The organism is Acidobacteriota bacterium (assembly GCA_018001935.1).
In the GTDB taxonomy this organism is placed as follows: domain Bacteria; phylum Acidobacteriota; class JAAYUB01; order JAAYUB01; family JAAYUB01; genus JAGNHB01.
The window spans coordinates 10513-24100 of the sequence record JAGNHB010000030.1 but is presented as its reverse complement, the minus strand read 5'-3'; the positions used below and the strand labels follow the sequence as shown (position 1 = coordinate 24100).

Here is a 13588-nt window from a genome sequence, read left to right as displayed (position 1 = left end):
CCCCGGGCGGGAGGTCCCCATGAAGACAACGCACGGAACCCGACGGATGCTCGAAGCCGGACGCCCCCTTCTCGTCGCCCTGGCGGCGCTGGCCCTTTCCGCCCCCGCGCTCGCGGGGATCGGGGACGGCGGGTGCGCCTGGCTGTCCGGTTCCACCTATCTGGACTCGTCCGCGATCGCCTCCCCGACCGGGGCGTTCACCGTGGAAGCCTGGGCCCGGTGCGACAGCGCCGACCCCGCCAGCCAGTTCATCGTCTCCAAGAACGACGACGACGGCGCCAGCCGGCACGGCTACTACCTCCGGGTCAACGCTTCCGGGTACGCCGAGGCGGGTATCGGGAACGGTTCCAGCTGGGTGACGGCAACCTCCTCTTTCGACATCGATCAGGGGGACTGGAACCACTACGCCCTGGTGTACGACGGCACCAATATGCTTTTTTACCTGAACGGCGTTCGCATCGGGTCCGAGGCCGTGACGCCGTTCCACAGCGACTCCTACTTCACCGTCGGGTGCGGGCAGTACGCCGGGTCCGATTACAACTGGACCGGGCACATCGACGAAGTCCGCTACTGGTCGGTCGCCCGGACGCAGGCCGAGATCTGCGGCAGCATGTTCACCTCCTTCACCGACGCCATCTGCAAGCTCCTGCTTTACTACAAGTTCGACGGCAATGCCCAGGATGCCACCCGCCCGGACAACCTGGGCGGCACGGGCACCTTCGTCAGCGGCGGTTCCGGCGTCTGCCAGAGCTATGTGACCCTGGACGGCGCCACCGACTACTTTTCCTCCTCTTCGGTCCTCTTTCCATCCAAGGCGTTCACCGTCGAAGCCTGGGCCCGGTGCGCCAGCGAAACCCCCGCCGACCAGTACATCGTCTCGCAGAATGAAGACTCAGAATACCCCAGCGGGTACTATATCCGGGTCAACGGGGACGGGAAGGCCGAGGCCGGCATCAGCGACGGTTTCACCTGGGCCACGGTGGCCAGTTCCGGCACCATCGTCAAAGACGCGTGGAACCACTACGCGATGACTTTCGACGGCGCCAGCCTCGAGTTCTACCTGAACGGCTCATCCGTCGGTTCAACCACCGCAGCGCTGGCGACAAGCTTCAGCACCTTCATGGTGGGTCGCGGACAATACTACAAGGGTTCCTCCTCCAGCGATTATTACTGGAATGGCGACATCGAAGAAGTCCGTTGCTGGTCGGTAGCGCGGACGCAGACGGAGATCTACGACAACATGTCCACCGCGCTGTCGGGCACCGAGTGCGGCCTCCAGCATTACTACAAGTTCGACGGCGACGGGAACGACAGCGTTGAAACGGCCGAGGACCTCAGTTGGAGCGGCACGAGTGAGTATCGCCGGTCCGGGGCCTTCGCCGGGCCGAAAAACGCCCTGACCCTGGACGGGTCCGAGGACTACGTCGCGGTGGCGGACGACGCCTCCCTGGACTTTTCCACGGGGAGCTTCACCCTCATGTTCTGGATCAAGGGCGCCGCCCCCGCGGGCGACCGGGCCGTGATCGACCACACGGACGCCTCCGGCGGTTACCTCGTCGAGGTGACGGGGTCCGGCGAAGGCAAGCTCCGGTTCTCCGACACCGCAACGACCTTGACCTCCACGGCGGCGGTGATGGACGGCACGTGGCACCACGTGACGGTGACCCATTACGCCGGAACGGTTTACATCTATTTGGACGGCATTGCCGACGCCACCGCCGACGGTTTCTACGACGGGTGCACCGCCAGCGCCGCCAACCCCCTCTACGTGGGGCGCTACCAGTCCGGGGCCACCCCCTGCCTGGGCGCCTCGCTCGACGAGGTCCGGATCTGGAACTACAACCTCGACGACTACTCCCCCATCGAAACGATCCCCGGCTGCATTTTCCGCAACCTGGTCGGGACGGATTACGGCCTGGTCCTCTATTTCCGGATGGATTTCGGAACGGCCGGCCAGGACAACGCCGCGCTCGGCACGCGCCTGGCCGACCACTCCGGGGGAGGGAACCAGGGCACCCTCAGCTATTCCTCCACCTACCCCGTCTTTGGTTCGTCCACCGCGTTCTACACCTGGATCGGCGCCGAGAGTAGCGCAGGGAATCCCCCGGCGAGTTCCCGCTGGGACCTCCCGGGCAACTGGAGCCGCTACGCCGTGCCGACGGCGACGGACAACGCGGGCCTGCACAAATCACCGGCGTATTCCCCTTCCGACACGCAACCGAGGCTCAACAGCACCACCGGGGACCGGGCCTGCCATCACCTGCACGTCGGCGAGAACTTCTACCTCGACAACAGCCGGAAGATCAGCGTCTCGGGCCATTTCTTCGGCACCTCCCAGGCGCCCTTCGCCTGTGCGACGGGTACCCTGGCTTTTGTTGGGAGTTCGAGGTAGTGCTTCGTCTGGGGGACCTCGGCGTACAACCTCGTCCTCGACAATTCCGGGTCCGCCGACCTGGTCCTGGTTGGCCTGTACCCCCCGGTCACGTTCGAGATCCTCGACGGGGGCACCGTGACCGTCACCCAGGGGGATATCGACCTGAACGGCAACGACATCAAGTTCCTCGGTTCGGGGACCCTCGTGGAGAACCCGGGCTGCACCGTCAAGGGGACGGACGGTTCCATCGAGGCCAGTTACACCATGACCGGCGCCAAGGAGGACATCGCCGGCCTCGGCCTGGACCTGTCGAGCGTCGTCCCGACCGGCGGGTTCCCGATCACCTTCACCGTGACCCGCCGGCACGCCGCGGAGGTCGGGGCCTTCAGTCGTGAAGGGATTCTGCGAAGCTACGACGTTGTCCCCAACAAGGCCTGTTCTGCGACCGTCACTTTCTATTACGACAGCAGCGAGTTGAACGATTGCGATGAAGCGGATTTGAGGCTCTTCCTCTCCACGGTGCCCGAGACGTGGAACGGCTATGCGGAATTCACCGGCCAGGGCACGGGCTATCTTGTTCAATCCTCTGTCCCGTTCGCCCAATACCAAGCCACCCGGCTCACCCTCGCCGACAAGGACGCACCTCTCCTGGTGGACCTGGCGTGGTTCACGGCGACGCCGGTGCTGCCCCTGGGGGTGGTGGTGCGGTGGGAGACGCTGTCGGAGCTGGACAACCTCGGCTTTTACGTGCAGCGGGCCGAGACGGCGGACGGGCCGTGGGAGCGGCTCAACCCCGCGATCCTCCCCGCCCGGGGCAACGAGGTCACCGGCGCGGTGTACGAGTGGGTGGACGACGCCGTGGGGCCGGTGCGCACCTGGTGGTACCGCCTGGAGGACGTGGACAGCTACGGCGTCTCCACCGTCCACCCCCCGGTGCAGGTCACCCTTCCCCCGGCCAACCCGGAGGGCCCCCCGCACCCCTCGACGTACAACTGAGCCCTTTTCCCCCACCGACGTTCGTACGCGTCGTCTCGACGCGGACAAGATGAGGTTCGTACGCGTCGTCTCGACGCGGACCACTCACATTCTCCACACCATGATCTTCCGGGTTCGCTACTCCCCCGCGCCGGGACGGCGCGTGCGAACTCCTGACGTGGACCACTCGCGTTCTCCACACCACGATCTTTCGGGTTCCCCCGCGCGCCGCCGGGGGGAAATCGTGCTGCGGGGCCCGTTCACCGGCCGGCGGCGCGCGGGGGGGGATCTATATAACCGCTTTTTCTACAAATATTTCACCCCTGACGGGGTGAAGAGGCAAAGCCCACGATCCATGCGGGACGAGAACGGGACAAAGGTCGGATGAGGACGGGGAGAAGGCGGGACATGGGCGGGGCGAAGGCCGGACATAGGCGGGGCGAAGGCCGGACATAGGCGGGGCGAAGGCCGGACGAGGAAGGGGCGAAGGCCGGATATAGGCGGGGCGAAAGCGAAACACGGGCGGGATGAAGGCGGGAAAAGGGGTGCTTCGCCCGAGCCCCGGGGAAAGGCCGGTTGGGGAAAGGGGGTCGTCATCCTCTTCGAGCGCGCCCGGCTGATCCGGGCAGGGGATGAACGACTTTCCGCGAGGATCGAGCACGCGGCGAAGTTCACCGCCAGGGGTTCAATCGGTGTAGAGGGGCGGCGGATTCGAAGCGATCTGGACATCGGGCCCGGGACCGAGCTGATCTGGGAGCGGGGGGTAAACGGGGAGTACGTGATCCGTCCCAAGCGGCGGTCGTTGGCGGATATCCATGTTCGGCACCCGGCGGTCCTGGAGCCGACCAACTTGTTCCGGGTCATTTGTTTCCCGCTCACGTTCTCCACACCACGATCTTTCGGGTCCCCCCCTCCCCCGCGCCGGGACGGCGCGTGCGAATGTCAAGCCTGCACTTGACAGGGGGCACTGATTTCATTACCATAGGTAATAGGCCTATCCGAAGGAGGACGAGATGCGAGTTGCGCAATCGAGGGTCACCCGCCAGGGGCAGATTTCCATTCCGGCCGCCGTTCGAAGAGAACTGGACATCGGGCCCGGAACCGAGCTGATCTGGGATCGGGGGGCAAACGGGGAGTACGTGATCCGTCCCAAGCGGCGAGCGTTGGCGGACATCCATGCCCTTCTGGAGGAGGTCCCCCTGTCCCGGCAGACAGACGACGATATCCTGAAAGCCAGGCGTGATTTTATGGCCGTGCGGACCCGGCATCCGGCGCCGGCGGCGGGGGATTGACGCATGGCGGCGGTCGATACCAACATTCTCGTTCGACTGGTGACCCGGGACGATCCGGAACAGTACGCGAAAGCCCTGGAATTCCTGAACCGTAACAAGCCCGTCTGGGTGGCTCACTTGACCGTACTGGAGCTTGCCTGGGTGCTGTCATGCTGTTACAAGGTCGACAAGGGCAGGGTCTGTGCCGTGGTCCGGATGCTCCTGGACGCGGCGGAGTTCAATGTTCAGCAACCGGCGGTCCTGGAAGCGGCTCTTGACCGCTGGGAGGCTTCCGGTATCGACTTCGCGGACGCCTTCATCCTGGAGTCGGCCCGTGCCGCCTCCGAGATCCCGCTGGCGACTTTCGACGCCCGGCTGGGCAGGCTCGACGGGGCCCATCTCCTTGAATGACTTTGCTTACTGCTTTATCCCCAGAGTTTATCCAGAGGAAACAGCAGCGAACGATCCCCTGCATGACTGTCATCCGCTCCACCTTGTAAAACTTGATGCGTTCGTAAGAAGTCGGAAAACCAACGGGAAATTGTCTGTAAAGCCTTTGTTTGAGCCATCACAGGGTGAAAAACAGCGCCGCCGGCTTTCGAGGGCCGGCGGCGGGGGTCTTCGGGATCAATCCAGCTTGCGCTGGATGCTGCGCATCTTCTTGCGGAGGCGTTTGCGGGCGAGCGCCTGCTTGATCCTCAGCTTCTCACCCGGCTTGAGGTAGAAGGAGTGCTTCTTGATCTCCTTGATGATGTCCTCCTGCTGGACTTTCCGCTTGAAACGGCGAAGGGCGTTCTCCAGGCTCTCCCCTTCCTGCAGTGCGACGAAGGCCACGTTGTTTCACCTCCTCTCCCGTGTCGGGTCGTATTTTTCTCTTAGGCCGATGCCGACCCTTCCGGGGCCGGCAACGGGGTTAGCGTCGGCATCGTATGCAAGGGTCCCCGGAGCCGATGACCGGGGGGGGCGGTTCGGGAAGCGGCGCCGGTCTCGATACCGATATCGATTGCGACTGCGATACCGATTGCGACTGCGATACCGATACCGATACCGATTCCGACCCCGACGAAAATGCTCCGGACCTACAGCCTACAGCCTATAGCCTATAGCCTACGGCCTACCACCCCACCGCCGTGCGGAGTTCCTCGGTCTTGTTGGTCAGTTCCCAGGTGAACCCGTGCTCGCGCCGGCCGAAGTGACCGTAGGACGCGGTGGCGCAGTAGATGGGGTTGAGCAGGTCCAAATAGTCGATGATGCCCCGCGGCGTCAGGGGGAACACCTCGCGCACCGCCTTCTCGATGCGGTTCTTGTCCGCCTTGCCGGTCCCGAAGGTCTCCAGCAGGACGCTCACGGGCTGGGCAACGCCGATGGCGTAGGCCAGCTGGATCTCCGCCCGGTCCGCCAGGCCGGCGGCCACGACGTTCTTCGCGATGTGCCGCGCCATGTAGGAGGCGGAACGGTCCACCTTCGTCGGGTCCTTGCCCGAGAAGGCGCCGCCGCCGTGCCGGCCCATGCCGCCGTAGGTGTCCACGATGATCTTGCGCCCGGTGAGGCCGCAGTCGGCGTGCGGGCCGCCGCGGACGAAGCGCCCGGTGGGATTGATGTGGAACTGGGTCTCCTTGGTCATCAACTCCCCGGGGATCACGTGCCGGATGATGTGGTCCTCCACTTCCTCGCGGAGGATCTTGATGTCGACGTCGTCGTGCTGGGTGCTGACCACGACGGCCGGGACGCGCACCGGCCGGTGCCCCTCGTACTCCACCGTGACCTGGCTCTTGCCGTCGGGGCGGAGGTACTTGATGATCCCTTTCCGCCGGGCCTCGGAGAGGCGCAGGGTGAGCTTGTGGGCAAGGTCGATGGGGGTGGGCATGAGTTCGGCGGTCTCGTTGCAGGCGAAGCCGAACATGATGCCCTGGTCGCCGGCGCCGCCGGTGTCGACCCCCTGGGCGATGTCGGGCGACTGCCGGTCGATGGTGGTCACCACGCCGCAGGTCTCGTAGTCGATGCCGTAGGCGGAGTCGGTGTAACCGATCTTCTTCAGGGTGCTGCGCACCACGCTGGGAATGTCCACGTAGCAGTCGGTGGTGATCTCGCCCGCCACGACGGCCAGGCCGGTGGTCACCAGGGTCTCGCACGCCACGCGGCCGTACTTGTCCTGGCCGAGGATGGCGTCCAGCACGGAGTCGCTGATCTGGTCGGCGATCTTGTCGGGATGGCCTTCCGTAACCGACTCTGAGGAAAAGAGATAACGTTCATTCTGGTCCACGCGGCGGGTCCTCCTTCCGCAAAAGTAAATCGCATAGATAGCACAAGTCCGCCGCTCGTGCAACGAAAATCATCGGGGCCCTGCCGGTTCACCGCGCCGGCGCCTCGCCGCCCGGGGCCGGTCGGGGGTCCCCGGGGTTCGCCGCGAGGGCGTCGAGCCGCTCCCGGATGGCGACGAAGGATTTCAGCCGGCGCTGGGCGTTCCGGTCGATGAGGTTCAGGACCAGGTCCGAGAGCGGGGCGGGCACGTCGAACTGGAAGGCCCCCGGCGGCGGGAGGGGGTCGTGGAGGATGGCGGCGATGAGGTCGGTGTCGTCCTGGGCGGCGAAGGGGCGGCGCCCGCCCAGGAGTTCGTAGAGGATGATGCCCAGGGCGTAGTAATCCTGCTCGGTGCCGGAAACCCGCTGCCCCAGGAAGAATTCGGGCGGGAGGTAGTACAGGGTCCCCTCGAACTGCCCGGTCCGGGTCAGGGTCCGGGAGTCGATGAACCGGGCCGTCCCGAAGTCGAGCACCCGCAGGGCGGCGCCGAGCCCTTCCCGAACGGCGTGGGGAGGCAGTTCGTCCGCCCACTCGAACGTGGACTTCACCATGATGTTCTCGGGTTTCAAGTCGCGGTGGGCGATCCCGGACTTGTGGAGGTCCTCGATCACCCCCAGGAGAATCCGGAACAGTTCCATGGAGTGCGCGACGGGGAGGCGGCGCCGGTTCATGAGGTCCCGGAGGGTGACCCCCTCCACGAACTCCATGGCGAAGTAAAGCCGGCCGGCGTAGTCCCCCTGCTCCAGGATCTCCACGATGTTGGGGTGCCGGATGGTCCCGGAGATGCGCCCCTCCGTCACCAGGCGGCGGATGGCGGCCGGGTCCGCCGCCTCCCGGTGAATGATCTTCAGCGCCACGAGGCGGCCGTTGCGGGTGTCCCGGGCGCGGTAGACGTTCCCGGCCCCGCCCCGGCCGATCTGCTCGAGGATCCGGAAGTGCGCGAAATAGTGGTTCCGGCGCCAGTAGCGGAGGGTCTCCACCAGCTTTCGCCCGCCCTTGAGCAGAAAGTTCACCCCGACCACCGCCAGGACGAAGAGCGACCACCGGAACCAGGCCGTCTGGTAGAAGAACGGGCGGATCTCGAAGGCGAGGACGGCCTCGTCGGGGTTCCAGGCGCCGTCCGCGTTGCAGGCGCTCACGCGGAAGGTGTACTCCCCGGGGGAAAGGTTGGTGTACACGGCGTTGCGCAGGCCCGTCCCCTCCCGCCAGTCCGCGTCGAGGCCGTCCAGGCGGTAGCGGAAGCGCACCCGCTCGGGGGCGGTGAAGTAGAGGCTGGTGAAGCCGATGTACAGGTGGGCGGTGCCCGGGGGAAAGGCGAGCCCGGGCTCCCGGGGGTCGACGGGGCGGTCGTCCGCCCGGCACTCGTCGATGCGGACCTTCGGGGGCGCCGGCACGGCCATCACCGCCCGGGGGTCGACGAAAGCCACGCCGCCGGTGGTGGGGAACCAGAGTTTCCCGTCCGGGGTGCGGCAGCCCGCGGACTGGTTGGCCCCGTTGCACTCGGTGGACGGCAGACCGTCCCACAGCCCGAACACCCGGGTGCGGGCCCCGGCGGCCCTCCCGTCGGCCAGCGCGTCGAGGTCCTCCCAGGACACCCGGACGATCCCCTTGAGGTTGCAGACCCACGCGTACCCGACCCCGTCGTCGAGGATCTGCACCAGGTGCTTGTCGGGCATCTCGAGCTTCCGGTCGAGGTTCACGAAGTTTCCCCCCCGGTAGCGGTGAAGGCCCCCCGCGCCGAACCAGACCGTCCCGTCGGGCCGCACGCAGACGGCCAGGACACCGAGGTTCCGCAGCCCGTCCCGCTGGTCGAAGAGGGTCCACCGCCCCCCGGACAGGACACCGAGCCCCACGCCGAAGATCCCGAACCAGAGGCGGCCGTCCGGGCCGGGGACGACGGCCCGCACGTTGGCCCCCGCGGGGACCCCGGGCATCCGGATCGGCTCCAGCCGGCCGTCCCGGAAGTTGTACAGCCCGCGGCCGATGGTCCCCACCCACAGGTTCCCCGCGTCGTCGCGGGCAATGGCGCTGATGGTGCTGTCGCCGGGGACCCCGTCCCTCTCCCCGTAGAGGGTGAAGGACGTCCCGTCCGTGTGGCCGAGGAGGCCGCGCCCGCCGAACCAGAACCGCCCGTCGGTGTCCCGGTACCCCGCGCGGACGGCCACCTCGGGGACCCCGTTCTCCCGGCTCGGGTTCCGCACCGCGTGCCCGTCATAGCCGGAGAGCCCCGAGTTGGTCCCGATCCAGACGGCGTCCCCCTCCCCCGGGCAGACCATCCAGCAGAAGTCGTCCCCCAGCCCGATGCGGTGGGTGACGGGGGTGAACAGGCCGTCCCGAAGCCGCACCAGCCCGCCGCCGTTGGTCCCCACCCAGAGGGCGCCCTCCCGGTCCTCCAGGAGGCTGCAGATGCCGTTGACGGGCAGCCCCTCCGCCTTCGAGAGACGGTCGGCCCTGCCGTCCCGCACCCGGTAGAGGCCGGCGTTGTCCGTACCGGTCCAGAGGTTCCCGTCCCGGTCCACCCGCAGGCACGTCACCCGGGACCCCTCCGGCCACGGCCCCGGCTGCGTGGAGATCTCCCGGCCGGATTCGAAGATCGTCACGCCGGCCTCGCTGCCAGCCAGCACCCGACCGTCCGCGGCGGCCCAGAGCGCCTGCACCGAGCGCGGGGCGGTCCGGCTCTGAACCGGCGTGACCCTCCCGTCCTGATAGGTGGCCAACCCGCTGCCGCGGGTGCCGATCCAGAGGACCCCCCGGCGATCGACGCACAGGCTGGCGATGTCGTTGGACGGAAGGCCGTCCTGCATGCCCAGGCGGAGCGGCGGCTCGGCGTCCCGGAAACGGAACAGCCCCGTGTTGGAGCCGAACCAGACGGAACCGTCCCCCCCCGTGGCGAAACAGACGACCGTGGTGAGGCTGGGCAGCAGGCCCGGGACCGCGACGCGCTCGACCCGCGGCCTCTCGATCCGCACCAGGGAGGCCACGTTGGGCCAGGCCCAGACGCGGTCCTTCGCGTCGACCCCCAGCGCGTAGACGGAATCCTCCTCGATCTGCGGGGTGTTCCGCGTGTCGTAGACCCGGAAATCCGTCCCGTTGAAGCAGGCGATCCCGTTCTGGGTGCCGATCCAGAGGTAGCCCGACCGGTCCTGGGCCATCTGCTGGACGGAGAGCTGGGGCAGCCCCTCCTTGAGGCCCCAGGTGTCCTGGATGTACTGCCGGACGTTCCGCGAGGGGTCCAGGGCCGGGGCCCAGGGGAGGCAGAGCGTCAGCAGCAGGAGCACCGCGGCCCCCCGGGCGGACACCCGGCGGCAGGGGGTGAGGTTTCCCCTTCCCGACGCCCTCTCGGGGGCCCTTCCCGGCCGGACGGGGCGGTGCGGGCGGCTCATGCGGCCCCGCCCTCCGGGCGATGGCAAGCCACCCGGTTTCGTCCTTCGGCCTTGGCCCGGTACAGCGCCTGGTCGGCGAGGGAGACCAGTTCCATGGGGGAGGTGTGCCGGCCCGGTACCAGGCTGGCGACGCCCAAACTGACGGTGACGTGGTCCACCACCCGGGAACCGGGGTGGGGGATCGCCAGGGCTTCCACCGCCGCCCGGATTCGCTCCGCCACGCACCGGGCCCCCTCCACGTCCGTCTCCGCCAGCACCACGCCGAACTCCTCGCCGCCGTAGCGCCCGGCCAGGTCCGCCGGGCGGAAAACGGTGTCCCGGATGGCCTGCCCCACCTTCCGGAGACACGCGTCGCCCTCCTGGTGCCCGTTCTGGTCGTTGTACCGTTTGAAGTCGTCCACGTCCAGCATGACCAGGGAGAGGGGCTTGGCGTTGCGGGAGGACCGCCGCCACTCCTTCTCCAGCCCGTCGAGCAGTCTCCGGCGGTTGGCGATCCCGGTGAGCGGGTCCGTCACCGCGAGACGCTGCAGCTCGTCGTTAGCGTCCTTGAGCTGGGTGACGGCCTCCTCCAGCTGTTCCGTCCGCACGCGAACCAGCCTCTCCAGTTCCCGTTTCCGTCGCCGCATCCGCCAGAGCCGGAGGTGGATGTAGGCGGCCACGCAGAGGACGAGAACAGTCCCCAGCAGGATCCGGAACCCGAGGGTCTCCCGGAACCGGGGCACGATCTCGAAGGCGAAAGCGGCCCCGGTCTCGTTCCAGACCCCCTCGTTGTTGCAGGCGATGACCCGGAAGGTGTACCGTCCCGGTTCCAGGTTGGTGTAGTAGGCCTTCCGGCGGTCCTCCACCTCGTTCCAGTCGGTGTCGTACCCTTCCAGTCGAAACCGGAAGCGGATCTTCGACGGGACCACGAAGCTGAGCGCCGTGTACTGGAACTCGAAATCCCGTTTCTCCGGCTCGACCCGGGCCACCCCGTCTCCGGAGGGAAAGAGCGGGAGCGGCTGGCGGTCGCACAGCACCGCCTCGATGACCACCGGCGGGGGTCGGAGATTGCCCTGCAGCCTCGCGGGGTTCACCATGGCGACGCCCTCGGTGGTGGAAAAACACAAGGTGCCGTCGGGCAACCGGACGCCGGCCCGGGTGAACCCCCCGTTGCAGTCCTCCGTCCGCATGCCCTCCGTCCGCCCGAGAACGGTGCACGAAACCGAGGGGAGCGAACCGTCCATGAAGCGGCGCAACGCGGCGAGCGAACAGCGGCCGATCCCCGCCTGGGTCCCGAGCCAGAGGTTCCCGCCGCCGTCGGGCAGGATCGCGGTGATCACGTCGTCCGCCAACCCCTCGCGGACGGTGCAGACCTTCGCCTTCCCGTCGTGGATCCGCCACAGGCCGCCCGCGCTTCCCACCCAGAGGTCCCCGCGCTCGTCCTCCCAGAGCGAGAGGATGAACCGGTTGTGGTCGGCGTAGCGCAGAGCCCGGCCGTCCCTGACCCGAAAGAGCCCCATCCCGTAGGTCCCCACCCAGAGCGTCCCGGACCGGTCCCTGAAAAGGCACGTGAGGTTGGCGTCGGTCGGAAGTCCCTCGATCGTCACGGGGCGGGGTGGCTCCCCCGGGCCGTCGACCCGGAACAGGTCGTGGTGGTGGCCGAAGGTCCCCAGCCAGAGGTGGTCCCCGTCCGCCAGCAGGGCCGGGATGGCGAAGGTCCCCGTCCCTTTCTGCGCGAGGACCCGGCGCCAGCGGTCCCCGTCCCGGCAGTAGAGGCTCCCGGCGTCCGTGCCCGCCCAGAGCCGGCCCCGGGCGTCGCGGGCCAGGCTCACGATGCAGGTTTTCGGCGGCAGCCCGGCCCCGCCCGCCGTCACGGTCCACAAGCCCGGCCGGCCCCCGGGAGGGGCGCCCTCACCGGCGCCGTTGCCGCGGTCCCGCCCCGCCAGGGGCACGAGACGGTCGACTCCCTGTTCGGTGCCGACCCACACCGACCCATCGCCGCCATCGAGGAGCCCGTAGACGTAGGAGGAGGCCAACCCCTCCTCCCGCCCCCAGGTCTCGACGACGCCGTTCCGCAGGCGATGGAGGCCGCCCCCGTTCATCCCGAACCAGAGGGACCCCTCCCGGTCCTCCAGGATCGAGGTCACGCTGCAGTCGGGCATCGAATCGGTCTTCAGGGCCTGGAACCGGCCGTTTGCATACCGCAGCAGGCCGTTCCGGCTGGTCCCGACCCAGATGTTGCCGTCCGCATCCTCGAACAGGCCGTCCAGCGAGTCCGGGACCCCCGACTCGGCCCCGACGCGCGAGAACCGGTCCCCCTCGGACCGGAAAAGCCCGGAATCGCTGGTGGTCACCCACAGGCGCCCGCCCCGGTCGCACACGATCTTCAGGATGGTGGTGGCCGGCAGCCCGTCCGGGTCCCCCCAGGCCCGGAACCGCCGCCCGTCGTAACTCACCAGCCCCTTGCGGGTCCCGATCCAGAGGCGCCCCGCGGGGTCCTGGCACAGGGACGTCACCATGGGGTGCGGCAGCGATCCGGGCGCCGTCCCCTCCCGGGTGAACCGCCCCTGCCGGAAGCGGAAGAGCCCCCCGTTCAGGGTGCCGAGCCAGAGGGAGCCGTCCGGCCCTTCCAGCAACGACACGACGGAATCCTCCGGCAGCCCCTCCCGGCCCCCCCAGTGGTGGAAACCCCCGCCCTCGTACCGCATCAGGCCCCCGCCCAGGAAACCGATCCACAGGCCGCCCCCCGGGGAGGCGCAGAGGGTGGCCACGGCGCCCGTGACCATCCCGGGGGTGTTCCGCCGGTTGAACCGCACGGTCCGGACGCCGTCGAACCGGATCAACCCGTCGTCGGTCCCCAGCCAGAGGTAACCGTCGCGCGTCTGGGCGATGCAGCGGATCCCGGCGCTGACCCCCTGCTCCCGGCGCCAGGTCTCGTGAATGTAAACGCTCAGGGGCGTTTGGGGGTCGAGCGCAAAGACGACGGCGCCGGAGAGCGCGGCGGCCGCCAGGCCAAGGATCGCTCCCAGTCGGTATCGTGCTGATCGGGTGCGGGACGTCGTCATGGTCCGTCCTTTCGATGGGGTGAGGATAAGCCATTCGGGTCTGTAAATCAAGTGGGACCGTCCGGAACTCCCTCGCCTGCGTCTTCTCCAGGCCCCCGTCGCGTCTTTTCCAGGCCCCCGCGACCCCATTGCGTCCTCCCCGTTCCCCCATGCCTCCGTGTGGGTTTCTTGCGGAATGTCCTCTCGCCAAGGCACAGGGGCACGGAGAGGAACCGTCTCCGCTCACCGTGAATGGGCCGG

At 68.0% G+C, this 13588-nt stretch carries 8 protein-coding genes; 4 read left to right on the top strand and 4 right to left on the bottom strand.

Annotated features, from left to right (window positions below; all coding sequences use genetic code 11):
- Nucleotides 1-19 precede the first annotated feature (19 nt).
- The 4 genes from KA419_12205 to KA419_12190 all read left to right on the top strand — a co-directional run bounded on the left by KA419_12205 (nt 20) and on the right by KA419_12190 (nt 5031).
- Nucleotides 20-2392: a LamG domain-containing protein gene (locus KA419_12205; protein MBP7866699.1), complete on the top strand. Its 2373-nt coding sequence runs from the start codon at nt 20-22 to the stop codon at nt 2390-2392.
- Between the two features lie 117 nt (nt 2393-2509).
- Nucleotides 2510-3370 carry a hypothetical protein gene (locus tag KA419_12200; GenBank protein MBP7866698.1) on the top strand — a complete coding sequence of 287 codons (861 nt, stop codon included), beginning with the start codon at nt 2510-2512 and terminating at the stop codon, nt 3368-3370.
- Nucleotides 3371-4362: 992 nt separating this feature from the next.
- Nucleotides 4363-4641 (top strand): AbrB/MazE/SpoVT family DNA-binding domain-containing protein, encoded by a 279-nt coding sequence (locus KA419_12195; protein ID MBP7866697.1) that lies wholly within the window; start codon nt 4363-4365, stop codon nt 4639-4641.
- Nucleotides 4642-4644: 3 nt separating this feature from the next.
- Complete coding sequence (locus tag KA419_12190) at nt 4645-5031, top strand: type II toxin-antitoxin system VapC family toxin (protein ID MBP7866696.1); 387 nt, start codon at nt 4645-4647, stop codon at nt 5029-5031.
- A 216-nt stretch (nt 5032-5247) separates the two neighbouring features.
- Here KA419_12190 and KA419_12185 read toward each other — a convergent pair whose 3' ends face one another.
- The 4 genes from KA419_12185 to KA419_12170 all read right to left on the bottom strand — a co-directional run bounded on the left by KA419_12185 (nt 5248) and on the right by KA419_12170 (nt 13348).
- Entirely contained in the window at nt 5248-5454 is a 207-nt protein-coding gene (locus tag KA419_12185; GenBank protein ID MBP7866695.1) for a 30S ribosomal protein S21, read from the bottom strand.
- A 280-nt stretch (nt 5455-5734) separates the two neighbouring features.
- Nucleotides 5735-6883, bottom strand: a complete 1149-nt coding sequence (gene metK, locus KA419_12180; GenBank protein ID MBP7866694.1) for a methionine adenosyltransferase — start codon at nt 6881-6883, stop codon at nt 5735-5737.
- An 88-nt stretch (nt 6884-6971) separates the two neighbouring features.
- Nucleotides 6972-10304 carry a protein kinase gene (locus tag KA419_12175; GenBank protein MBP7866693.1) on the bottom strand — a complete coding sequence of 1111 codons (3333 nt, stop codon included), beginning with the start codon at nt 10302-10304 and terminating at the stop codon, nt 6972-6974.
- Nucleotides 10301-13348, bottom strand: coding sequence for a diguanylate cyclase (locus KA419_12170; protein MBP7866692.1), 3048 nt, complete (start codon nt 13346-13348; stop codon nt 10301-10303). Before KA419_12170 ends, KA419_12175 begins: the two co-directional genes overlap by 4 nt.
- Nucleotides 13349-13588: the final 240 nt, after the last annotated feature.

What these genes read in the sequence shown, in the direction of transcription:
- KA419_12205 (MBP7866699.1), top strand. Translation starts at nt 20, where the DNA reads ATGAAGACAACGCACGGAACCCGACGGATGCTCGAAGCCGGACGCCCC.
- KA419_12190 (MBP7866696.1), top strand. Translation starts at nt 4,645, where the DNA reads ATGGCGGCGGTCGATACCAACATTCTCGTTCGACTGGTGACCCGGGAC.
- KA419_12170 (MBP7866692.1), bottom strand. Translation starts at nt 13,348, where the DNA reads ATGACGACGTCCCGCACCCGATCAGCACGATACCGACTGGGAGCGATC.
- KA419_12175 (MBP7866693.1), bottom strand. Translation starts at nt 10,304, where the DNA reads ATGAGCCGCCCGCACCGCCCCGTCCGGCCGGGAAGGGCCCCCGAGAGG.
- KA419_12195 (MBP7866697.1), top strand. Translation starts at nt 4,363, where the DNA reads ATGCGAGTTGCGCAATCGAGGGTCACCCGCCAGGGGCAGATTTCCATT.